The sequence below is a fragment of the Micromonospora sp. SYSU B005 genome, from assembly GCF_055362685.1.
In genome coordinates, this window is record NZ_JAXCFU010000008.1 from 141,991 (window position 1) to 164,546 (window position 22,556).

A 22,556-nucleotide genomic window follows, 5' to 3' on the forward strand; every position below is an offset into this window, starting at 1 on the left:
ACGGTATCCGGGCACCCCTACGGGAGGCGAGCGGATTGATCCGGGTCCGGTGCGGGACCGGACCCGGATGCCCCGCGCACCGGCGGGCGGAACGCTGAGGCGATGAGCCTCATCGATTCCCGTACACGCCCGTACCAGTGGGTGCGCCCGGTCGCCGTGGCGTCGGCGGCGCTGCTGCTCGGCTACGGCCTGCTGCGCCTGCTCGACCGCCTGGACGGGCACAGCGACAAGGGCGCCTGGGCCTGGAACACCGGGCACACCCTGTTCCTGCTCGGCGTGCTCGGTTTCGCCGCGCTGATCGTCGGGCTGCACGGCCTGCTGCGTACCCGGTCGCCGCGGTTGCGGACGCTCGACGACGTGGCCGCGCCGGCCGGCCTGGTCGGCGCCGCCGCCTTCGTCTGGGTGATCCTCGGTGACCTGTTCCCGCGCTTCGCCGACGCGGTGCCCACGCCCGGCCTGGTGCTGTACGGCGGACCGCTGCTGTTCGAGGTCGGCCTGCTGGTGCTGCTGTACCGGGCGGCGGCGGCCCGGCTGCTGCCGGTGTGGGCGCCGGTACTGGTGCTCGCCGGGTTCCTGGCGATCGCGGTGAACCTCGACCTGCTGCCCGTGGGCGCCACGCTGGTGCTGGCCGGGCTGCTGCCGCTGCGCGTCACGCCCCGCCCGGTGGCCTGACCGCCGTCAGCGCCAGACGGTCCGGCGGAACCCCTTGTGACCGGCGCACACGTCGCGCTGCCCGCCGCTGCGGCTGACCGCGCCGTCACGGCACTGCACCAGCCAGCCGCGGTCGGACCAGAACCCCGGTACGCACTCGAACCAGTCGCACACCCCGGCAGCCGGCCGGCGAATGCGCTGGCCGCCGCAGAAGTCGTACCCGAAGGGGTTCGCCGGGGCGCCGCAGCGGCGCTCGACCGGCGGCTGCGGCGTGCCGCGCGACGGCGCGGGACGGGCGCGGGACGGCTCGGGGCTCGTGGTGGGCCGGACCTGGACGGCGGGTGCGACGTGCTGCGGTGGGGCGGGGGTGACGCTGGCAGCCGGCGTCGCGGCGGCGGCCCGCTCCGAGCCGGCCCGGGTGGGCGGGTTGGACTCGATGAGCATCGCCGGCACGATCAGCGCGAGCGCCGCGCCGACCGCCACCGTGCGCCGGCCGCCGGGCACCAGCGCGGTGACGCGGGCCTGGGCGGGGGTGAGCACAGCGGGGCGTTCGGGCCGTGCCGCGGTGTGCTCCGCGATCAGCTCGTCCAGCTCGGCCACTACCGCCGCGCGCTGCTCGATCGCGTCGGCGAACGCCAGCGTGAGCGTGAACCGGAAGTCGGCCGCCGCGCCGGTGGGCAGCAGCAACCCGGAGGTACGCCGCCGGTCCAGCACCTGGATCAGGGTGACCGGTGCGCCGGGGTCGTGGGACAGGCCGGTCATCCGGCCGTACGCCCAGTCGCGCCGGCCGCGCCCGCCGAGCAGCACCAGGCGCCGGTTGGTGAGCACGGCGAGCCCGGCGTCGACCACCTTGACGCCCTCGGGGCGCCGTGGACGCAGCACGGGTGGGTCGGGGTCGACTGTCAGTTCGGGGGCGGGCAGCACCGCGGTGTGCCGTACCTCGACCAGTTGCGCGGCCGGGAGCGTCCAGAAGACCACCTCGCCGGGGGCAAGCTCCATCGGCAGGCCGACGCCCGCCTGGGTCGAGCCGTGGAAGGACACCGCGAGCGTACGCAGGCGGCGCAGCTCGTCGTCGCGGCGTCGCCACGCCTCGTCGGCGGCGCGGAAGGCCCGCCGTCGCCGCTCGTTCTGCCGGTGCGCCCACCGGTACCGCCATGTGGAACCCGTCGAATCAGTCTTCGCCACGCCGACTCCTCCGCCGCGCGAGCCCACCAATCGGGGTGTCATTCATGTCAACGACGCGGGATGGGTACCAAGACACGCGAAAGTCGCCAATTAGACCGATCGGCTGATTGACCTACACAATCGGCGGAAACTCGCGCGTCGATTCACGTTCCGTGGCACCGGCTCCGGGCGGTCCCGCTTCGTCATGCGCGCGCGGGGGCACGTCGGTAACGTCAGCCGCAACGGCGGGGCGGAGCGCGGCCCCGGGCGGCGAGGAGGTGCACCGGTGGGCGACCCGGCCGTGGTGGTGGGTGTGGACATCGGCACCACCAGCTCCAAGGCCGTCGCGTTCGACACCACAGGCCGGCAACTGGCCAGCCACTCGATCGGCTACCCGCTGGAGGAGCCGAACCCGGGCTGGGCCGAGCAGGATCCGGACCTCATTCATCAAGCCGTGCTCGGCGTGATCCGCGCGGTCGTGGACGAGCTGCGCGTACCGGTGGCCGGCCTGTCGTTCAGCACCGCCATGCACAGCCTGATCGGGCTGGACGCCGACGGCACCCCGCTGACCCCGTCGATCACCTGGGCCGACTCGCGGGCCAGCGCGCAGGCCGAACGCCTGCGGGCCGCGCCGTCCGGGCTCGCCCTGCACCGGCGCACCGGCACCCCGGTGCACCCGATGGCGCCGCTGCCCAAGCTGGTGTGGTTCGCCGAGCAGGAACCGAAACTGCACGAGCGGGTCGCGCACTGGGTCGGCATCAAGGATCTGGTGCTGCGGCGGCTCGCCGACGCGCTCGTCACCGACCACTCGGTCGCGTCCGCCACCGGCCTGATGGACATCCACAAGCTGGCCTGGGACGCCGAGGCGCTGCGCATCGCCGGCATCACCGAGGAGCAGCTTCCCCAGCTCGTACCCACCACCTACGTGCTGCCCGGGCTCACCCCGGAGGCGGCGCGGGCCACCGGGCTGCCGGCGGACACCCCGCTCGTGGTGGGCGCCGGGGACGGGCCACTGGCGAACCTGGGCCTCGGCGCGGTCCGCCCCGGCGTGGTGGCCTGCTCGATCGGCACCAGCGGCGCGATGCGGGTGATGGTGGAACGCCCCGGCGTGGACCCGCTCGGCGGCGTCTTCTGCTACGCGCTCACCGAGGACCGCTGGGTGGTCGGCGGCGCGATCAACAACGGCGGGATCGTGCTCCAGTGGGCGAACGACGCGCTCGCCCCCGAGCTGGGCGAGCACGCCGAGGAGGAACTGCTCGCCCTGGCCGCCACCGCGCCGGTCGGCTCCGGCGGGCTGATCATGCTGCCGTACCTGCTGAGCGAGCGGGCACCGCACTGGAGCGCGCTGCCGCGCGGCGCGTACGTCGGGCTGACCCACGGCCACGGCCGGCCGCACCTGGTCCGGGCCGCGCTGGAGGGCGTCTGCCAGCAGCTCGCCCTGGTCCTCGCCTCGGTCCGGGCCGCCGGGAACGAGGTACGCGAGGTCCGCGCCAGCGGCGGCTTCGCCCGCAGCGCGCTGTGGCGGCAGATCCTCGCCGACGCGCTCGGCATGCCGGTGCGGTTCCCCGCCGGGCACGAGGGGTCCGGCTTCGGCGCGGCGCTGCTCGGCATGCAGGCGCTCGGCCTGATCGAATCGATCGAGGTCGCCGCCGACCTGGTCCGGATCGAGGAGACGGTCCGCCCCGATCCCGCCTCCGCCGCCACGTACGCGGCGCTGCTCCCCCTCTTCTCCGAGCTGTACGACGCCCTCGTACCCACGTTCGCGTCCCTGCGGCGGATGGCGCCGAGCCTGCCGCCGGAACCGCCACCCACCGCACCACCCCGCTGACGACCGAAGGGCGTGATAGCCGTGGTCACACTGCTCGCCGCACCCGCGGAACCGCTCACGAACGCCGGTGACACCCAGCTCGTCCTCGCGGCCCTGCTCGGCATCGCCGCGGTGGTGCTGCTCATCGCGTGGGGCAAGGTGCACCCGTTCCTCGCGCTGATCCTCGGCGCGGCGGTGCTCGGCGTGGTCGCCGCCGTACCCGTCGACAAGATCGTCACGTCGTTCAGCGGCGGCGTCGGCTCCACTGTGGGCGGGGTGGGCCTGCTGATCGCGCTCGGCGCGATGATCGGCGGCCTGCTGGCCGAGTCCGGCGGAGCGGACGGCATCGTGGAACGGGTGGTCGGCCGGGTCTCCGGAACCGCGCTGCCCTGGGCGATGGCCGGTGTGGCCGCGCTCATCGGCCTGCCGCTGTTCTTCGAGGTCGGTGTGGTGCTGCTGGTGCCGATCGTGCTGCTCGTCTCGCTGCGGGTGAACGTGCCGCTGATGAAGATCGGCATTCCCGCGCTCGCCGGCCTGTCGGTGCTGCACGGCCTGGTGCCGCCGCACCCCGGCCCGCTGGTGGCGATCGACGCGCTCGGCGCGAACCTCGGTCAGACGCTCGCCCTGGGCCTGCTGGTGGCGATCCCCACGGTGATCATCGCCGGTCCGGTCTTCGGCAACTTCATCTCCCGGTACGTGCCGGCCACCGCACCGGCCGAGCTGCTGCCGACCCGGCGCGACGCGGCCGTCGACCGCAGCCCCACCCGACCCGGTGACGGCCGGCTCGACGCCGACGGCGACCTGGTCACCGAGGACGACCTGGTCAACCCGGGCGCCGGGCGGCCCGGCGGCGCGATCGACGAGCCGGTCGGACGGCGCTCGCGCCGGTCCCCGGCGCTCTGGGCGGCGGTGGTGACGGTGCTGTTGCCGGTGGTGCTGATGCTGCTGCGGGCGATCGGCGAACTGACGCTCGGCGAGGACACCACCGGCCGCAAGGCGCTGGACATCGTCGGCACCCCGATCATCGCCCTGCTGGCGGGCGTCATCTTCGCGATGATCTTCCTGGGCTACCGGTCCGGCTTCAGCCGTGCCCAGGTCTCCGGTTTCCTCGGCGGCTCGCTGCCGCCGATCGCCGGCATCCTGCTGATCGTCGCCGCCGGTGGCGGCTTCAAGCAGGTGCTGGTCGACGCCGGCGTGGGCGACCTGGTCGCGAACGCCGCCGACGGCGCGAACCTCTCGCCGCTGCTGCTCGGCTGGCTGGTGGCGGTCGGCATCCGGGTCGCCACCGGCTCGGCCACCGTCGCCACCATCACCGCCGCCGGCATCGTCGCGCCGCTGGCCGACACGCTCGCCGCCCCCGAGGTGGCGCTGCTGGCGCTGGCCGTCGGCTGCGGGTCGCTGTTCTTCTCCCACGTCAACGACGCCGGCTTCTGGCTGGTGAAGGAGTACTTCGGGTTGACCGTCGGGCAGACCATCAAGAGCTGGTCGGTGATGGAGACCATCATCTCGGTGGTGGGCTTCCTCGGCGTCCTGCTGCTCGACGTCTTCATCTAGCGACGGTCAGGGAGCCTCGACGCCGGAGATGCGGAACTTGTGCACCTCGGCGCCGAGGATGTCCGTCACCTGCTCGGCCTCCGGGCCGGAGCCCCGGAACGCCAGCAACTGCTCGTCGGACTCCCACCGCTCGTAGACGTTGATCCGGCCCGGCTCGACCAGGTCGGCGCTGACCGCGAAGTCGACGCAGCCGGGCGCGTCCCGGGCCGCGCGGACGGCGGCCTCGCAGGACGCCAGGTAGGCGTCCCGCCGGGCCGGATCGACGTAGAGGGTGCCGGCGACGATGAGCATGCCGGCCATCCTGCCACCCGCTCCCGGTCAGGACCGGGTGATCGCGTTGGCGTGGATCGCCTCGTTCAGGTACGCGGCCATCCCGGGACGCAGCGTCTCGAAGTACGCGGTGAACCGCGGATCCGCCACGTACATGTCGGCCAGGCCGGTGTGGATCTCGTACGAGCAGTCGTACCACCACTTCGTGATGAGCTGCCGGTGCTCCTCGGCCAGCGCCATCGCCTCCGGGCCGTCAGCCGGCGCGCCCGAGTCCATGAGCGCAGCGAACCGCCGCCCCCAGTCCTCGTTCTCCGCCTTGTTGCGCAGCCAGTCCTCCTTCGAGTAGCGGCCCGCGCGCTCCTGCGACTGCCGGTACGCCTCGGTGCCGCCCCAGCGCTGCTCCGCCTCCTCGGCGTGCTCGTCCGGGTCGAAGTCCCCGAACACCTCGAACCGCTCCTCCGGCGTCAACTGGATCCCCAACGTCCTCGCCTCCATCGCGTGTTCGATCGCCGCGACCATCTCCTGGAGCTTCCCGATCCGCCCGGACAGCAACTCGTGCTGCCGACGCAGGTGCGCCACCGGGTCGGCGTCCGGATCGTCCAGGATCTCGGCGATCTCCTCCAGCGGGAACCCCAGCTCGCGGTAGTAGCGGATGAGCTGCAACCGGTCCAGGTCCGCCTCGTCGTAGCGGCGGTAGCCCGCCGCCGTGCGCCCGCTGGGCCGCAGCAGCCCGATCTCGTCGTAGTGGTGCAGCGTCCGGACCGTCACCCGGGCCGCCCGCGCCACCTGCCCCACCGTGTACGCCATGGTTCCCTCCCTTCCGCGACCAAGGCTGCCGCCTTCCGCTGCGTGAGGGTCAAGGCGGAAACACGACGACGCCCCCGACCATGATCGGCCGGGGGCGTCGTCGGTGCGGTCAGTTGGTGACCTTCTCCTTCTCCGGGGCGGCGAAGGTCGCGTTTGCCGGAGTGCGGAAGGCGTGCACCAGGCCGGCGGCCGAGAGCAGCAGGAGCAGGCCCGCGCCGAGGTACAGGGCCAGGGCGCCCTGCTCGGCCTTGCGGCCGAACTCGCTGAAGCCGTACGAGGTGAGCAGCAGGCCGCGCAGCGTCTCGCCCTTGAACACGGTCTCCCGCTGGGCGCTCACCTCGGCGAGCTGCTTCTGCAGGTCGGCCAGGTTGGCGGCGTTGCTCTGCTCGGCCTGGGCCACCTGCTCGCGCAGCGCGCTCTGCGGCTCGCCCAGGTCGGCGTAGGTCTTGCCACCGGCCATGTTCTTCAGGTGCAGGCCGATGTACTCGTTGGCGTAGCACTCGGCCTGCTTGCCGGTGGTCATCTTCTGGCCGGCGTACTCGCGCAGGCAGTCCGACTTCTTCTCCTCGTCGGAGAGCTTGTCCGCCGGGGTGAAGGTGATGTGCTGCGCGCCGAGCTGGTCGCGTACGTAGTCGTTGGCGAAGTTGGCGTTCGTCGTCAGGACGACGCCGACGACGAGCAGCAGGACCGCCAGGCCCAGCCCACCGATGCTGAACAGCAGGTCGAGAGTCCGTCGCTTCATATCAAGCTCCCGTGTGGAGGGTGTGTTCGTCTTGTTGACGAGAACCATAATGGCGGTGGCGGACCGCAGATGAGCAGGGTCGAATCCCCTGTCCCGTCCGGGACCTTCGGCCCCCGTGGCCCCGGGCCGGTCAGCGCCCGGCGTCCGCTCCGGACAACGCGGGAAGCAGGTCCGTCAGGGCGGCCGGACGGCCGTACCGCCAGCCCTGACCCTGCCGGCAGCCGATCGCGGTGACCGCCGCGTGCTGTGCGACGGTCTCCACCCCCTCGGCGACCACGGCCAGGTCGAACGCGCCGGCCAGCCGGTTCACCATCTCGACTGTGGCGTACGCGCGGGCGTCGCCGGCGTCCAGCCGGGACACGAACGACCTGTCGATCTTCAGCTCGGTGGCCGGGATGCGGTGCAGATAGCTCAGCGACGAGTAACCGGTGCCGAAGTCGTCGATGGCGATGCGGATGCCGAGGTCACGTAGCTGGGACAGCCGGTCGAGCACCGACTCGCTGCCTTCGATCAGCGCCGACTCGGTCAGTTCCAGGGTGAGCGCGCGGGGCGGCAGACCGGCCGCGCCGACCGCGCCGGTGACGGTGGCGATCAGGTCCGGCCGGCACAGGTGGGCGGCGGCGATGTTCACCGCCACGGTCACGTCGGGCGCGTGCTCGCGCCAGGTGGCCGCCGCCCGGCACGCCTCGTGGATGACCCACCTGTCGATGGCCACGATCAGCCCGGTCTCCTCGGCCAGTGGCAGGAACCGCGCCGGGGTCAGCACGCCCAGCCGGGGATGCCGCCAGCGCACCAGCGCCTCCGCGCTGCGTACCGTGCCGGTGTCCAGGTCGACGATGGGCTGGAACTCCATCAGCAACTGGCCCTCGTCCACCGCGCGGCGCAGGTCGGCGATCAGCTCGGCCCGGCTGACCGCCGACTCGCGCAGTTCCGGCGTGCACGTGCGGTACGCGGCCTTGCCGGCGGCCTTCGCCGCGTACATGGCGATGTCGGCGTCGCGGAGCAGGTCGGTGTGCGAGGTGTGCTGCGGCCCGTACTCGGCGATGCCGATGCTCGCCGACGGGTGGACGCCGAGGTCCTCCTCGCCCGGCAGCGGTTCCAGGGCGGCCAGGAGCCGGACCGCGAGCCGCTCCGGTGACACCTGACGTTCCCCGGCCACCAGCACCGCGAACTCGTCGCCGCCGAGCCGGGCGATCATCCCGTCCGGGCCGACCGCGTCCCGCATGCGTTCCGCGGTGGCGGTGAGCAGCCGGTCCCCGGCGGCGTGCCCGAACCTGTCGTTCACCTGCTTGAAGCCGTCCAGGTCGAGCAGCACCACGGCGACCGGGCCGCCGGCGCGCAACGCCCGCCGCAGCCGCCGGACGAACGTCAGCCGGTTGGGCAGGCCGGTGAGCTGGTCGGAGTACGCGAGCCGGCGCAGCCGGCCGACCAGCCGCAGGTTCTCGTTCGCGGCCAGCCCCTGGCGCAGCGCCAGCACCCCGAGCAGGCCCATCATGCCGACGAAGACCACCTGCGGGGTCTGCCCGCTGGGCTGCCGGGACAGCAGGACCGCGACGATCGCGCCGCCCACCGGCAGGTACGGCAAGGCGACCCGCCACCACGGCGGCAGCGGCGAGTCGACCAGGTCGTCCTCGCCGTCCCCGTCGGACGGAGGCGGATAGCGGGTGGCCAGGCCGACCAGCAGGTAGCTCAGCGGCCAGCAGACGTCGACCGGGTGCCCGGGCGTGTAGTCGCCGCGTGCGACCAGCGAGACGTAGACGGCGTCCGCGCCGGACCGGATCGCCAGGCCCGCACCGATCACGGTGAGCGCCCGCCACATCGGCCGGCCCGGACCGGCCACCGCCACCAGGATGGTGAGCTGCATCAGGTCGAACATCGGGTAGAGCAGCCCGAACGTCCGCATCGGGTCGGCCAGCTCGGCGTCGGTGATGCGGTGGAACACCACCACCCAGCCGATCGGGATGAGGGCCAGCCCGACGATCACCCCGTCGAGCAGGGTGCGGGCCCGGCCGATCACGCTGCGCGGGCCGGTGCGGGAGCACAGCAGCGCGCCGGTGCCGGTGACGATGCCGGCGGCGAACAGGCCCGCCACCAGCGGAGTGTGAGGCAGGCCGAGCCCGCCGAGCCGTTCCACTGTCCACACCGCGCGGCCGAGCGCGGCGAGCACCATGGTGGCGGCGAGCAGTTCCCAGAACCGGCGCAGCACGGCCGGCTGCCGTCGCGCCGCGCCGACGCAGAGCACCGCCGCCCAGCTCGACACCGCCATCGCGCCGACGTCGCTCACCAGCGCCGCGCCCGGCAGCCGGGCGGCCAGCCAGGCCATCTCCCCGAGTACGACGACAGCGGCCGCGACAAGTCCGACACGGCCGACGAGCGGATGACGGGCCGGCGCCGCGGCGGCGAGGCTCACGTCGTGCTGGGATACAACGATGCGCTCCGGCTCTCTTCCAGACGTGCACCCTCGACGACGAGGACCGGACGACGGACGGCGCAAGCCTAGCCAGCGCCGGGGACTGCCGCCAGAGTCGACGACTGTCGGTCAGCGGACCGCAGGCGGGTGCCGGTAGAGGGAGACCAGCACGCCGTAGCGCGGCTGCCCCGGCGGCGCCTCCTCGGCCTCACCGACCAGTTCGTCCAGCGTGGATCGCAGACGCTGGGCCTGGGCCGGCGTGAGCCGCAGGTGTCGCAGGTGCACGAGCGGGTCGGTGTCACCGGCGAGTTCCTCGGCGTACGCCCCGAGCAGCGCGGCGGTGGCACTCGCGTCGGTGTCGGCGCCGACGAGGCGGCGGAACGTGCGTTCGTGGTAGCGCTCGGTGCCGCCCCGGACCTGGCGGCTGTGTGCCGGGCGGACCATGCCGGCCTCGGTCAGCACCGCCAGGTGGTGGGCCACAGTGCCCTTCGCCGCGCCGAGACGGGCGGCGAGCCGGCTGAGCGTGGCGGGACCGGCTCCGAGCGCGAACAGCAGCCGGTGCCGGAACGGGTGGGCCAGCGCCTTGAACTGGGCCGGGTCGCGGATCTCCAGCGGATCGTCGGTCACCGCGAAAGCGTCTAGTTCTCTTGACGCTTTTGTCAACCGGCTGCTCTACTTCTCGCCCACCACGAGAACGGGGACTCGATGGATCCGGACCAGATCACCGCCATCGTCGAACGGGCCGCCGCCCTGGTCGCCGACGAGTACGTCCTGCCCGACGTCGCCGACCGGATCGCCGGCCGGCTGCGCGAGCGCCTGGGCGCCGGCGCGTACGCCGAGGCGGGCGACGCCGCCACGCTCGGCGCGCTCGTCACCGCCGACCTCCAGTCGGCCAACCGCGACCTGCACCTGCGGCTCAAGCATCACGAGCAGCCGCTGTCCGACGAGGCCGACGACCCGACCGGGGCACACTTCGCGCGCCTCGCCGCGCTCGGCATGGGCGGCGTGACCCGGGTGCAGCGGCTACCGGGAAACGTCGGGCTGCTGGAGATCCAGCCGTACGTGTTCCCGCCCGACCTGGCCGGCGACGCGCTGACCGCCGCGCTGCGGCTGCTCGCCGGCACCGACGCGCTCCTGCTCGACCTGCGCGGCACCGAGGGCGGCAGCCCGGACGGGGTGGCACTGATCTGCGGCTGGTTCTTCGCCGAGCCGACGCACCTGCACACCATGCACGAACGCTCCGGCGCCACCCGCCAGTTCTGGAGCGCCGCCTGTCTGCCGGTCCCCCGGTACGCCCCGGAGAAGCCGGTGCACGTGCTCGCCGGTCCGGTCACGTTCTCCGGCGGCGAGGAACTGGCGTACGACCTTCAGCAGTTCGGCCGGGCCACAGTGGTCGGTGAGCCCACCCGGGGTGGCGCGCATCCCCGCGTCGGGCACCGGCTGCACCCCCACCTGGAACTGACGGTGCCGGTGGCCCGGCCCGTGCACGCGGCGAGCGGAACCAACTGGGAGGGCTGCGGCGTCGCCCCGGACGTCGAGACCCCGGCCGACCGGGCACACGACGTCGCGTACCGCCGGAGCCTGGAGGCGCTGCTGGCGGCGGACCCGGACCGGCCGACGGCGGCCGAGGCACGGACGGCCCTCGCCGCCCTGGACTGAGCCGCGCGGGTCAGGACCAGTCCTCCGCCGGGGCCGGGTCCGGCGGCGCGACGGCCGTGCCGGGCGGCCCGCCGTGCGTCCACGGCGTCTCCTCCGGCGCCGGGAACGCGCCACCCGGCAGGAACCCGTCGGACAGGCTGGTCAGGCAGATCCGCTCGCCCACCTCGGGGACGCTGCCGGGCGGCGCGGTCAGCCCCCGGCCCATCCCGCCGGACAGTTCCAGCACCACCTCGGTCTTGCCGTCGCCGCCGGGCGTCACGAACACGACCTTCGCCTTCTGCCCCGGGCGGGCCGGGGAGTACAGCGTCGCGCCCACCGGCATCGGCACCGGCTCGGTGGTGACCACCTGGATGCGCGGGCGCAGCACCGGCCGCTTGCCGGAGTCGTCCACCCGCACCGGGTCGGCGAGCGTCACCTCGCCGACGAACGCCTCCCCGGACAGCCGGTGCTCGGCCATCACCAGCGGATCGTCGTAGGCGCGCTGCACCGCCCACGCGGTCGACGCCCGTTCCAGCCGCTGCAACCGCAGCGCCGCCGCCACCGCGCCGTCGCGTCGCGGCTGCGGGCCGCCCCCGGCGTCGACGTGCTCGGCGTGCGCGGTGAACGCGTCCCGGTCACCGGCCCACCGGCCGGTCACCCGCGCGCCGGCCGGCAGCGTCCGCAACAGCCCGACGCCGCGCCACATCAGCTCCCAGGTGGGCGCGAGCTGGTCCCGCAACAGACCGGCGAGCTCGTCGTACGCGGCCGCGCGGGCCGCCGGGTCGTCCTCGGCCCGGGTGTACGCCTCGATCGCCGGGGCGAGCCGGCGGTTGTCGAAGTCCGGGTCGGTGGCCGGCCCGGCCGGCGGGCAGTTCTTCGGGTCCTCGGCACGGACCGCCGCCTGGGCGCCGGTCAGCCCGGCGGGCGGGTCCAGCCAGCCCAGCACCGCCGGCAGGTGCAGATCCTCCACCACGCTCTGCCCGGTCGCCCAGTGCAACGTCAGCGCGTCGGTGAGCGCCAGCAACGCCGACGAGCCGGGCTGCTCGGCACGCTCGGCGAAGAACGTCAGCCAGCGGCCGAGCAGCGGCACCGACTGGTGCACCGGATAGTCGCCGTCGGTACGGCGGAACCGGGTCGAGCGGCCGAACAGCCGCAGGAACGTGATCCCGGCCGGGTTCGGCACCAGCAGTTGCGGCGCGTCGACGTACCGGTGGCGGACGTCGCGGCCCCGGTCCACCGGCACCACCTCGGTCAGGTCGCGGAACTCGTCCAGGTACGGCAGCACGATCGCGGCCAGCTCGGCGGCGAACGCGAACCGCTGGTCCCGGTTGCGCGGCTGCGGCACCACCAGCAGCCGCGCCTCGTCGGGCGCGGCGCCGACCATCGCGGCCAGCGGGGCGTTCGCCTCACCGGCGAGCGCGAGCGGCACCAGCACCAGTGGCCGCTCGGACAGGTGCAGGTGGCGGACGGTGGTCACCGGCTGGGCCCGCCCGGTGGCGACCGCCTGCGCCCGGGCGAGCGCGCGCAGCGTACTCACGCGGTTTGCCCCGCTAGGGCGTCGGCGCGCAGGCGCGCGGCGGCCCGCAGCAGCGCGGCGGCCTCCGCCTGCTCCGGTTCGGGCGCGCCCACGCCCTCGGCGAGCGCCAGCACGTCGGCCACCTCCTCCACGCCGCCCAGTGCCTCGCGGACCGGCCGGCCCAGCGCGCCGGTCTGCCCGCGCGCCTCGTGCCGGCAGAAGTACGCCAGCTCGCAGGCGGCCAGGCAGTCCGGCGCGTAGCGCGCGGGCACCTGGTGCAGCGCGGCGGCGAGCGTGGCCGGATCGGCCGCCGGGTCGACGGTGAACCCGGCCGGTACGGCGGCGAGCAACTCCTCGACCCGGGCCATCCGGGCCAGCTGGCGGCGCAGCACCAGCAGTTGCCGGCGCACGTCGAGCAGGCTGGCCACCGGCTGGTTGGCGAAGTCGCGCGGGCAGACCAGCACCACCTCGTGCGACACCAGCTCCGGGTCGCGCCCCTCGGCGGCGAGCAGCTCGCGCAGCGCCAGCACGTAGACGGCGGACTGGATCGCGGCGGCGGCGACCTTGCCCGGGTCGGCCTGCCCGTCGATCACCGGAAACGACTTGATCTCCACGACGTGGAACCGGCCGGCCAGCCGGGCGGCGACCAGGTCCGGTTCCAGGTGCACCCGGGTGCCCGCCACGTCCAGGCCGAGCAGCGGATGGTCGAACAACGCCGGGCCGTCGCCGCTCGCGGTCAGCGCCGCCCGGGACCGCTCCGACCGGTCGTCGTCGGCACCCAGGTCGGTCCAGGTGGCATCGGCCGGGACCGGTACGCCCAGCCGCTCCGCGACCAGGCGCAGCAACTCCGCCCCGCCGTCGGCCTTGACCTGCGCCTCGAACGCGTTGCCCCGGGTGATCGCGAAGCGGGACTGGCCGAACTTCGCCGGGAAGCCGAGTTGCTCGGCGAGCGCCGGCTTGTCCGCACCGGCGCTGTCCAGCACGGCGCGGCGGGTGCAGCCGGGGTTGCCGGTCAGCGCAGCGATGGTGCGGGCGTTGTGCCGTCGGGGCGGCCCACCACCCCTGATCTGCGCCAGCCGCTCCTCCACGCCACCCATGATCCCAGAATAGGTGTGCGCACCCTGGACTCAGCGGCCGGCGGAACGGTTCCAGGGCGAGCGGGGCGACTGCGCGCCCGCGACCCGGCGACGCCGGCGGCGGTGCCGGCGCCCGGGCGTGCAGGGTGGACGGGCGGCGGTGTGCACCGGCGGGGCGATCGGAGTGGCGGGCTGCCGGCCGATCAGCCAGTAGAGGAAACGGGTCACTGTCAGCCGACCGGGAGGCGCTCGGCCTCGGCGCGGGAGATGTCGTACTCGGCGCCGCAGAACGTGCACTGCTGCGCGTACCGGGTGCGCAGCGGGATCAGCGGAATGAAGAAGAGGCTGAACCTGGTGACCCGGCGGGTGATCACCTGGGCGGCCTGGTTGCCGCAGTTGCGGCAGACCTGGGTGACGACGCCGGACCGGACGACCTTGGTCCGCAGCCCGAAGATGAAGAACATCGCCCGGCATTACCCACCCGGGACCCGGGTTAAGCCGGCCCCGGGCGGGTCACCGGAAGGTCAGGCGGGAACCTCGTCGGTCAGCCAGATCGGCCGCCAGTCCGGCACCTCGTGGAAGCGCCGCAGCTCGGCGAACCCGGAGACGATGCCGGTCCAGGCGCCGTACGGCGGGTTGCCCTCGTCGAAGCCGGACTGCACGAACGTCAGCTTCGTCCGGCCCTCGGACTCGTCCAGCTCCCAGGAGGTCACGCCGGTCGGTCCCCAGTCGATGGAGAGCCCCCGTCCCGGCGTCACGTCGAACACCTTCGCGGCCTGACCGGCGTCGAAGCCGCCCATCGCGTACCGGCCGCCCTCCCAGGGCTCGATGCCGATCGGGTAGCCGAACCAGGCGCCCGCCTGCTCCGAGTCGGTGAGTGACGTCCACACCTTGTCCATCGGCGCGTCGATCAGCAGCTCGCCGCGCAGGTCGGCGGAGGTGAAGTCGGTACGCGGCAGCAGCGGCCGGCCGTCCAGGTGGTCGTTGAGGTTGGCGAGCGCCAGGTACCAGTACGTCTGGAGCACACCGCGGATGCTGCTGCCGCTCATCGCCTCCGCGTAGTCGAAGTGACTCTGCCGCAGCGTGAGTATGGTGCCGTCGCCGTCGGGCTCCAGCTCGAACTCGGTGGTGGTCTCCACCCCGTCGAGCGTCCACGCGAAGCGCAGCGTCCGGTCGTCGACGTGCAGCAGCCGCTGGTGTGGCGCGTCGCCCTCGGGCGTGTAGCGGCCCCAGAACTCGTACCGCCGGGGCAGCTCGACCTCGACGTGCTCGGCCAACCAGACGCGCAGCTCGGCGGGGTCGGTCAGGGCCCGGCGGACGGTCGCCACCGGCGCGGCGAGGCGGGCGCGGATGGTCATCGGCTCAGTCATGCGTGTCGCCTTTCGGGTAGCAGGCCACGGCGAGCTTGAAGGCGTCTCCCTCGGCGCCGCCGTAGCGCGTGAACAGGTCCTGCAGCGTCGTCTGCAGGTCGTGCAGGAACTCCTGCCGTCGCTCGGCGGGCACCCGGATCTCACCGGAGACGCCGACGGACGGCAGTTCGGGGGCGGTGCGGTCCAGCGCGGCGATGTCGGCCTGGACCTCCTCCATGAGGTCGAGCAGGTAGCCCAGGCTCAGCTCGTCGCGGGCCCGGCGGGTGCCGCCGATGCGGCCGACCAGGCGGGGCGAGAGCCAGTACGACCGGGCGACGGCCTGGTAGATGCCCTCGGTGATGCCGCGCACCTGCCGCTGTGCCACCTGCTCGGCCAGCCCGGCCGCGACGAGCTGCTTGACGTGGTAGTAGACGCGCTGCGGCGTCTGCTCCAGCCGGGCCGCGACCTCGGTGCAGGTGCGGGGCTCGGCGAGTTGCCGCAGCACTTCGATGCGCTGCGGCTTGAGCAGGACTTCGGCCTGCTCGCGCTGTTCCAGGTACAGGACGTCTCTCATGGCAAAATCAGTTTGTACGTACAAAACTTCTTTGTCAATGGCTTCGACGAAAGGCCGCGCGGTCCGCGCGGCCTTTCGTCGGTACGACCGGTCAGGGCGTCCAGTCCGGACGCAGCGGGTACCCGTTCACCCCTTCCGGGCCGTTGTGCGTGGCGAGCACGTGGTGCAGCTGGATGCCGTTGCGCTCGAACGCCAGCCGGGAGCCGGCCATGTAGAGGCCCCACACCTTCGCGGTGCCCGGCCCGACCTCGCCGACGCAGAAGTCCCAGTGCTCGACCAGGTTGCGGCACCAGCCGGCGAGCGTCAGCGCGTAGTGCTGGCGCAGGTTCTCCTCGTGGTGCACCTCGAACCCGGCGTCGTGGATCTCGCTGATCAGCCGGCCCGGGCCGGCCAGCTCGCCGTCCGGGAAGACGTACCTGTCGATGAACGCGCCGGAGCGGTGCGGCGCTCGGTTGTCGGCGCGGGTGATGCAGTGGTTGAGCAGCCGCCCGCCGGGCTTGAGCCGGGAGCGCAGCGCGCCGAAGTAGGCCGGGTAGTTGCGCACGCCGATGTGCTCGGTCAGCCCGATCGAGGAGATCGCGTCGAACTGCTCGCGCGGCGCGTCCCGGTAGTCCAGGTGGCGCACCTCGGCCAGCTCGCTCAGCCCCTCCCGTTCGATCGCCGCCTGCGCCCACTCGGCCTGCGCCTTCGACAGCGTCACACCGAGCGCCTTGACGCCGTACTCGCGGGCCGCGTGCCGGACCATGCCGCCCCAGCCGCAGCCGACGTCCAGCAGCCGCATCCCCGGCTTGAGCGCCAGCTTGCCGGCGACCAGGTCGTACTTGTTCCGCTGCGCCTCCTCCAGCGTGTCGCCGGGACTGCGGTACACCGCGCAGGTGTACGTCATGGACGGCCCGAGCACCTTCTCGTAGAAGGCGTTCGACACGTCGTAGTGGTGCGAGATCGCGCTGCTGTCCCGGGTACGCGAGTGACGCAGCCCGGTCATCAGCCGCCGCCAGCGCGGGGCCGCCTCCTGCGGCGGGGGCGGCGGCGGGCGCAGCCGTTCCCAGCCCAGCCCCCGGACCAGCGCGAGTGCCTCACTCATCGCCGGGAGCCGCAGCGGCACCTCGTCCTTGATGACCCGCAGCGCCTCGTACGGGTCGCCCGGGTGCACCCCCTCCAGCCCCAGGTCGCCGCTGACGTAGGCCCGGGCCATGCCCAGGTCGCCGGGCGCGGTGAGCAGGTAGGACAGGCCCCGCTCGGTGCGGATCGCCAGGGTGATCCCGGCGTCGGCCGGGCCCAGCGCGCTGCCGTCGTAGCCGGTGACCCGGACGGGCAGGTCGCCGGTGGTGACCGCGCGGACCACGTCCGCGACTGTGGGTCCGGTACGCCGCCCGCCCGCCGGCGGGCCGGCCGGGGCGCTCGCCGCCCCCGGTGTTCGGTCGGTCAGACTCATGCTCGGGATACCGCCTTCTCGTACAGTCCGGTGAGTCGGTGGTCCGGGTCGTAGCGGTCCTTCACGGCACGCCAGGTGTCCCCGCCGTAGAGGCGGTCGAACTCGCCCCGGTCGTAGTACGCGTCGGAGTAGAGCGACTTGTGGCCGCCCACCTCCGACACCATGCGCTCGATCTGGCGGTTGACGTCGCCGTCGGCGGCGCCCGCCGCGATGGGCACGCTCCCCCAGAAGCCGATGTTCACATACGTTTCGCCCGGCTGGAGCGGATATAGCGGCCACGCCTTCGCCGACCCGGGACCGGACGGCTCCCGCAGCCGCAGCGGGCACAGCCACACCGGCGTCATGCCCACGTTCGCGGCGAACCAGCGCAGGAACTCGGGCGTGCGGTCGAGCGGGACCTCGACGTCCTGCACCACCCGCTCCCGGGCCGGGCGGCCACGCCACCTGTCGACCCGGGCGGCCACCTGGTGCCGGTGCTCCAGCCGCACGATCCGGTGGTAGACGTCGCTGCGCCGGTAGCGCCGCGGCCACAGCCGCCGCACCACCGGGTGCTGCACCCCGAACGCCGCCGAACACCAGAACCAGTCGGTGTCCCAGCGCCAGAGATAGGCGTACGCGGTGAGCGTGTCCCGGGTGCGCCGGCGCAGCGAGCGGTAGTAGATCTCCTGGCCGGTGTAGTCGGGCGGGCCGTCGTCGGCCTCGTCGGTGAACGTGCCGAGCACCAGGTACGCCTCGCCGGGACTGAACACCACCCCGTCCATGGCGTCGACCGGCTCACCGCCCCAGGCGCCCTTGGCGACCACCTCGCCGATCGCGTCGACCAGTTCCTCCAGCCGGGTGAACCGGATGTTGCGCAGCGACACGTACCGGCGGACCGGTTGCAGCTCGATGCGCAGCCGGGTCGCGTAGCCGAGGCTGCCGAGCGAGTTCGGGAAGGCCCGGTGCAGGTCGGCGTGCTCGCCCTGCGGCCGGGTCGTGACGATCTCCCCCGCGCCGGTGAGGACGTCCATCTCCCGCACCGACTCGTGCGGCAGGCCGTTGCGGAAGGAGGTGGACTCGATGCCCAGGCCGGTCACCGCCCCGCCCAGCGTGATGGTGCGCAACTGCGGCACGACGAGCGGCATCAGGCCGTGCGGCAGCGTCGCGTCGACCAGATCCTCGTACGTGCACATGCCCTGCACGTCGGCGGTACGGGCCGCCGGGTCCACGGCGAGCACACCGGTCAGGCCGCTCACGTCCAGGCCGGGCGTACGCGGCGCGGAGCGGGGCCGGAACAGGTTCGAGGTCTGCTTGGCCAGCCGTACGGGTTCCCCGGCGGGCACCGCGGCGTAGGAGCGCCGCAGCGTGTCCACCGCCCGTTCATGATCACGGACAGCGTGCATGAGATCACCTTACGCGCGGGTACGACAATTCGTGGGACGTCCACGGTGGCCTCGCCGACTCGCGGTCGACTCGCGCGTTACCGTGACCGCCATGGCGAATCCCGCGCTGACCGCTCTCGACCACGCCGGCCTGCCGTACCGGGTGATCCGCCACGGTCCGGTCGCGAGCCTCGCCGAGGCGGCCGCGGCACGCGGCGTCGAGGTGCCCGACGTGGTCAAGACGATCGTGGTCCGCCGCGGCGAGGGCGACCTGCTGTTCGTGCTCACGCCCGGCGGCCGGGTGGTCTCCTGGCCGAAGCTGCGCGCCCTGCTCGGGGTGAGCCGGCTGTCGATGCCCGACGCCGAGGCGGCGAAGGCCGCCACCGGGTACGCGCGCGGCACCATCACGCCGTTCGGCTCCACCACCGCCTGGCCGGTCGTCGCCGACGAGCGGCTGCGCGGCCGGGAGGTCACGCTCGGCGCGGGCGAGCACGGCCTCGCCGTCGCCGTCGACGCGGACACCGCGCTGGCCGCGCTCGGCGCGACGGTGGCGGACGTGACCGATGAGGAGCCGACGCGTTGAGCGGTGGCCGGTAGTGCGGCCACCGGCATAGCGTGGAGGACATGCCGAAAGCCGTCTGGAACGACCTCGTCGTCGCCGAGAGCGACGACACAGTGGTGGTCGAGGGCAACCACTACTTCCCCCGTACCGCGCTGCGCGCGGACCTGATCCGGGAGTCCGACACCCACACGGTCTGCCCGTGGAAGGGCACGGCCTCCTACTACACGCTCGAACACGGCGGCGCCACCAGCCCGGACGCCGTCTGGTACTACCCCGATCCCAAGCCGGAGGCGGAGATGGTCCGCGACCGGGTGGCGTTCTGGAAGGACGTCCGGGTCGTCGGCTGAGTCACCGCGCCGCCGGGCGACTGGCACCCGGCGGCCCCGGTGGGTCACTATGCCCCCATGGCCGACCCGCACTCCGACCCGTCCGGCACCGTCTACGGAGCCCGCCGCGCCCGTGGCGCCCGTGGCGTCCGGCTGCCCCAGGACCCGCTGATGCGGGTCGCGCTGGGCGTCGGCGTGGCGGGCGTACTCCTCGGGGCCTTCTTCGCCACCGGTGTGCTCGGCGGCGGTTCCGACCGGCCGGTCGTGCCGGCGGCGGCAGTGCCCACCGTAGCGCCGAGCGAACCGAGCGCGGAACCGACGGCGGAGCCCACGCCGTCGGCGTCGCCCTCGCCGAGCGCGGCGCCGAGCACCCCCGCCGCGCCGGTGGCCACGCCGAAGGTGATCCGGGGCGTGCCGTCCGGGCGCTGCCTCGGCGTGACCGGTGACGAGGCCGAGGGCGCCCAGGCGGCGCTCGCCGACTGCACCGGCGGGCCGGAGCAGCAGTGGGTGGTCACGCCGGTCACCAACGACACCTACCTGCTCGTCAACGCGGCGAGCGGCAAGTGCCTGGACGTCAACGAGGCGAAGACCGACGACGGCACGGACGTGCAGCAGTGGTCCTGCAACGGGCAGGCCAATCAGCAGTGGAAGTTCCAGGCGGCCGGTGACGGCGCGGCGCTGCTCGTCGCAGTGCACAGCGGCAAGTGCGCGCAGGTCGACGACGCGGGCACCGAGCCCGGCCGCGAGCTGGAGCAGGCGCCGTGCAGCGGCGCTCCCGAGCAGCAGTGGGCGGCCGGCTGACCGGTCGGCCCCGGTGGCGCTGACCTGTCAGCCCCCGGTGGCGGCGGCCCGTCACCCCCGGTAGCTCCAGGCCCGCCGGTCCGAGACCACCGGCAGCACGAACGCGGGCTCGTCGGCGGGACGGCGGCGCAGCAGCAGCGACAGCCCGGCCGCGCCGACCGACAGCGCACCGGCCACGTACCAGGCCAGCGCGTAGTCGCCGAGCCGGTCCCGGACCAGGCCGGCACCGGTGGCCGCGAGCGCGGCGCCGAACTGGTGCGCGGCGAACACCCAGCCGAACACCACGGCGCCGGACGCGCCGAACCACTCCCGGCACAGCGCCACCGTCGGCGGGACCGTCGCCACCCAGTCCAGCCCGTAGAAGACGATGAAGACCAGCATGCTCGGCTCCGCAGTACCGGCGAACAGGCCCGGCAGCACCAGCAGCGACGCCCCGCGCAACGCGTAGTAGGCGCCGAGCAGCAGCCGGGCGTCCACCCGGTCGGTGAGCCAGCCGGAGGCGATCGAGCCGGCGATGTCGAAGAGCCCGACCACGGCGAGCAGCCCGGCGGCTGTGGTCTCCGGCATGCCGTGGTCGTGCGCCGCGGGCACGAAGTGCGTACCGACCAGGCCGTTCGTGGTCGCGCCGCAGATCGCGAACCCGCCGGCGAGCAGCCAGAACGGCCGCGTCCGCGCGGCGGCGGCGAGCGCGCCGACCGCCCGCGCCGCAGCGCCGCCCGCCGGCCGGGCCGGCGGCACGACCTCGGTCGCGCCGTAGGCGGGCCGCCCCAGGTCCGCCGGATACTCCCGCAACAACCACACCACAAGGGGTACGACCGCCAGCGCGGCCCCGGCGACGACGAGTGCCGCCGTGCGCCAGCCGTGGTCGCGCACCAGCACCGCCAGCAGCGGCAGGAAGACGAGCTGCCCGGCCGCGCCCCCGGCGGTGAGCACACCCGTCACCAGGCCCCGCCGCTTGACGAACCAGCGCCCGGTCACCGTCGCCACGAACGCCAGCGCCATCGACCCGGTGCCCAGCCCGACGAGGACGCCCCAGCACAGCAGGAGCTGCCAGCTCTCGGTCATCCCCACGGTCAGGCCGCTGCCGGCGGCCACCAGCACCAGCGCGCCGGCCACCACCCGGCGGATGCCGAACCGGTCCATCAGCGCGGCGGCGAACGGCGCGGTGAGGCCGTACAGCAGCAGGTTGACCGAGACGGCGGCGGAGATGGTCGCCAGCGGCCAGCCGAACTCGGCGTGCAGCGGGTGCAGCAGCACGCCCGGGGTGGCGCGGAAACCGGCCGCGCCGACCAGCGCGACGAAGGCGACGGCGGCGACGAGCCAGGCCGGGTGCAGGCGGAATCGGGTCACCTACCGAGTCTCGGGCCGGGCGGTTTCCGCGACGAGTGGCCGGAAAGCCATCGTGCGCAATAATCGGGCCATGTCCGTACCGCACCGGGTCGCCGTCCTCGCCCTCGACGGCGTGGTGGCGCTCGACCTCGGCACCCCGGCCCAGGTCCTCGGCGCCGCCCGCGCCGACGACAACATCCCGCTGTACGCGGTGGCGACCTGCACCCCCGGCCGGCTGCCGGTCCGCAGCAGCGCCGGATTCCAGGTCCTCCCCGACCACGGCCTGGATCTGCTGGAGCGCGCCGACACCGTGATCGTCCCCGGCATCCACTCGGGTACACCGCTGCACGACGGCACGCTCGCCGTCGAGGTGGCCGACGCGCTGCGGGCCGCGTACGCCCGAGGCGCGCGCGTCATGTCCATCTGCACCGGCGCGTTCGTACTCGCCGCCGCCGGCCTGCTCGACGGCCGCCCGGCCACCACGCACTGGGCGTACGCGTCGCGCTTCCGCCGCCTGCACCCCGGCGTACCGCTCGACCCCGACGTGCTCTTCGTCGACGACGGCCGCGTGCTCACCTCGGCCGGGGTGGCCGCCGGCATCGACCTGTGCCTGCACGTCGTCCGCACCGACCACGGCAGCGCGGTCGCCAACCGGGCCGCCCGGCGCTGCGTGGTGCCGCCGTGGCGCGACGGCGGGCAGGCCCAGTACATCGAACGGCCCGTGCCCCGCGGCGCCGGCAACGGCACCGCCGCCACCCGCGAGTGGGCACGGCAGCGGCTGCACGAGCCGGTGGCACTGCGCGAGATGGCGGCGCACGCACGGATGAGCGTCCGTACGTTCACCCGGCACTTCCGCTCCGAGACCGGGCTCAGCCCGGCGCAGTGGCTGCTCCAGCAGCGGACCGAGCACGCCCGGGTGCTGCTGGAGACGACTGATCTGAGCGTGGACCGGATCGCCCGGGACGCTGGTTTCGGCACCACCGCCGCACTGCGCCAGCACTTCCACACCCGGGTCGGCGTATCCCCCACCGCCTACCGCCGAACGTTCCGCCCGTCTCCTGCCCCGCGTTCCAATCCGCGTTCCACTCTCGTCGATCATGGAGTTGTGGCGCCTGGAAGGCCGGGCATGCCGGAGTTGTCCACTGCCACAACTGCATGATCGACGGTCCGGGCGGCTCGACGGT

General features: G+C 73.8%; 22 protein-coding genes. 8 read left to right on the plus strand and 14 right to left on the minus strand.

Translation table 11 applies throughout. From position 1 onward, the window contains the following. Positions 1 to 102: 102 nt before the first annotated feature. Complete coding sequence (locus tag SM452_RS19615; protein ID WP_262014939.1) at positions 103 to 672, plus strand: hypothetical protein; 570 nt, start codon at positions 103 to 105, stop codon at positions 670 to 672. 6 nt (positions 673 to 678) lie between these two features. Here the strand turns inward: SM452_RS19615 and SM452_RS19620 are convergent, their stop codons facing one another. After that, on the minus strand, positions 679 to 1,836 hold the full coding sequence (locus SM452_RS19620) for a hypothetical protein (protein ID WP_463840448.1): 1,158 nt from the start codon (positions 1,834 to 1,836) through the stop codon (positions 679 to 681). 265 nt (positions 1,837 to 2,101) lie between these two features. On the opposite strand from SM452_RS19620, the gene SM452_RS19625 reads away from it, so the two are divergent. Together SM452_RS19625 and SM452_RS19630 are read left to right on the plus strand one after the other, a co-directional pair. Then, positions 2,102 to 3,643 carry a gluconokinase gene (locus SM452_RS19625; RefSeq protein WP_262014941.1) on the plus strand — a complete coding sequence of 514 codons (1,542 nt, stop codon included), beginning with the start codon at positions 2,102 to 2,104 and terminating at the stop codon, positions 3,641 to 3,643. A 21-nt stretch (positions 3,644 to 3,664) separates the two neighbouring features. Then, positions 3,665 to 5,176 carry a GntP family permease gene (locus SM452_RS19630; protein ID WP_262014985.1) on the plus strand — a complete coding sequence of 504 codons (1,512 nt, stop codon included), beginning with the start codon at positions 3,665 to 3,667 and terminating at the stop codon, positions 5,174 to 5,176. Between the two features lie 6 nt (positions 5,177 to 5,182). Here SM452_RS19630 and SM452_RS19635 read toward each other — a convergent pair whose 3' ends face one another. The 5 genes from SM452_RS19635 to SM452_RS19655 form a co-directional block, all read right to left on the minus strand. Continuing rightward, entirely contained in the window at positions 5,183 to 5,467 is a 285-nt protein-coding gene (locus SM452_RS19635; protein ID WP_262014942.1) for a putative quinol monooxygenase, read from the minus strand. Positions 5,468 to 5,494: 27 nt separating this feature from the next. Continuing rightward, a complete protein-coding gene (locus SM452_RS19640) occupies positions 5,495 to 6,253 on the minus strand; it encodes a MerR family transcriptional regulator (protein ID WP_262014943.1) in 759 nt (252 codons plus the stop codon). A 109-nt stretch (positions 6,254 to 6,362) separates the two neighbouring features. Next, the gene (locus tag SM452_RS19645) at positions 6,363 to 6,995 is read right to left on the minus strand and encodes a hypothetical protein (protein WP_262014944.1); all 633 of its coding nucleotides are present in this window, start codon (positions 6,993 to 6,995) and stop codon (positions 6,363 to 6,365) included. A gap of 130 nt (positions 6,996 to 7,125) precedes the next feature. Then, a complete protein-coding gene (locus SM452_RS19650; RefSeq protein ID WP_262014945.1) occupies positions 7,126 to 9,405 on the minus strand; it encodes a putative bifunctional diguanylate cyclase/phosphodiesterase in 2,280 nt (759 codons plus the stop codon). A 129-nt stretch (positions 9,406 to 9,534) separates the two neighbouring features. Further along, positions 9,535 to 10,032, minus strand: coding sequence for an ArsR/SmtB family transcription factor (locus SM452_RS19655; RefSeq protein ID WP_463840449.1), 498 nt, complete (start codon positions 10,030 to 10,032; stop codon positions 9,535 to 9,537). Between the two features lie 78 nt (positions 10,033 to 10,110). Here SM452_RS19655 and SM452_RS19660 point away from each other — a divergent pair, with 78 nt between their 5' ends. After that, the gene (locus SM452_RS19660; RefSeq protein WP_463840450.1) at positions 10,111 to 11,064 is read left to right on the plus strand and encodes a S41 family peptidase; all 954 of its coding nucleotides are present in this window, start codon (positions 10,111 to 10,113) and stop codon (positions 11,062 to 11,064) included. Positions 11,065 to 11,074: 10 nt separating this feature from the next. On the opposite strand, the gene SM452_RS19665 is transcribed toward SM452_RS19660, so the two are convergent. The 7 genes from SM452_RS19665 to SM452_RS19695 form a co-directional block, all read right to left on the minus strand. Continuing rightward, positions 11,075 to 12,580, minus strand: coding sequence for a hypothetical protein (locus tag SM452_RS19665; RefSeq protein ID WP_463840451.1), 1,506 nt, complete (start codon positions 12,578 to 12,580; stop codon positions 11,075 to 11,077). Beyond that, complete coding sequence (locus SM452_RS19670) at positions 12,577 to 13,656, minus strand: hypothetical protein (protein WP_463840452.1); 1,080 nt, start codon at positions 13,654 to 13,656, stop codon at positions 12,577 to 12,579. The genes SM452_RS19665 and SM452_RS19670 overlap by 4 nt, the downstream gene beginning before the upstream one ends. A 209-nt stretch (positions 13,657 to 13,865) precedes the next feature. Then, positions 13,866 to 14,099: a zinc-ribbon domain-containing protein gene (locus tag SM452_RS19675; RefSeq protein WP_366621513.1), complete on the minus strand. Its 234-nt coding sequence runs from the start codon at positions 14,097 to 14,099 to the stop codon at positions 13,866 to 13,868. Between the two features lie 60 nt (positions 14,100 to 14,159). Then, complete coding sequence (locus SM452_RS19680) at positions 14,160 to 15,005, minus strand: SRPBCC family protein (protein ID WP_355507228.1); 846 nt, start codon at positions 15,003 to 15,005, stop codon at positions 14,160 to 14,162. Beyond that, complete coding sequence (locus SM452_RS19685; protein ID WP_366621511.1) at positions 14,998 to 15,558, minus strand: helix-turn-helix domain-containing protein; 561 nt, start codon at positions 15,556 to 15,558, stop codon at positions 14,998 to 15,000. Before SM452_RS19685 ends, SM452_RS19680 begins: the two co-directional genes overlap by 8 nt. Before the next feature lie 91 nt (positions 15,559 to 15,649). Further along, on the minus strand, positions 15,650 to 16,993 hold the full coding sequence (locus tag SM452_RS19690) for a class I SAM-dependent methyltransferase (protein WP_262014952.1): 1,344 nt from the start codon (positions 16,991 to 16,993) through the stop codon (positions 15,650 to 15,652). After that, positions 16,990 to 18,375, minus strand: a complete 1,386-nt coding sequence (locus SM452_RS19695) for an FAD-binding oxidoreductase (RefSeq protein ID WP_463840453.1) — start codon at positions 18,373 to 18,375, stop codon at positions 16,990 to 16,992. The genes SM452_RS19690 and SM452_RS19695 overlap by 4 nt, the downstream gene beginning before the upstream one ends. A 91-nt stretch (positions 18,376 to 18,466) precedes the next feature. Here SM452_RS19695 and SM452_RS19700 point away from each other — a divergent pair, with 91 nt between their 5' ends. The 3 genes from SM452_RS19700 to SM452_RS19710 are packed head-to-tail and all read left to right on the plus strand — an operon-like array spanning position 18,467 to position 20,043. Continuing rightward, the gene (locus SM452_RS19700) at positions 18,467 to 18,937 is read left to right on the plus strand and encodes an aminoacyl-tRNA deacylase (protein ID WP_262014954.1); all 471 of its coding nucleotides are present in this window, start codon (positions 18,467 to 18,469) and stop codon (positions 18,935 to 18,937) included. 41 nt (positions 18,938 to 18,978) lie between these two features. Beyond that, positions 18,979 to 19,263 (plus strand): DUF427 domain-containing protein, encoded by a 285-nt coding sequence (locus SM452_RS19705; protein WP_262014955.1) that lies wholly within the window; start codon positions 18,979 to 18,981, stop codon positions 19,261 to 19,263. A 57-nt stretch (positions 19,264 to 19,320) separates the two neighbouring features. Beyond that, positions 19,321 to 20,043, plus strand: coding sequence for an RICIN domain-containing protein (locus SM452_RS19710; RefSeq protein ID WP_262014956.1), 723 nt, complete (start codon positions 19,321 to 19,323; stop codon positions 20,041 to 20,043). A 51-nt stretch (positions 20,044 to 20,094) separates the two neighbouring features. On the opposite strand, the gene SM452_RS19715 is transcribed toward SM452_RS19710, so the two are convergent. After that, positions 20,095 to 21,393, minus strand: coding sequence for an MFS transporter (locus SM452_RS19715; RefSeq protein WP_262014957.1), 1,299 nt, complete (start codon positions 21,391 to 21,393; stop codon positions 20,095 to 20,097). Positions 21,394 to 21,463: 70 nt separating this feature from the next. Between SM452_RS19715 and SM452_RS19720 the strand changes: the two genes are divergently transcribed. Next, complete coding sequence (locus tag SM452_RS19720; protein WP_463840454.1) at positions 21,464 to 22,531, plus strand: GlxA family transcriptional regulator; 1,068 nt, start codon at positions 21,464 to 21,466, stop codon at positions 22,529 to 22,531. The last annotated feature ends 25 nt before the right edge of the window (positions 22,532 to 22,556 follow it).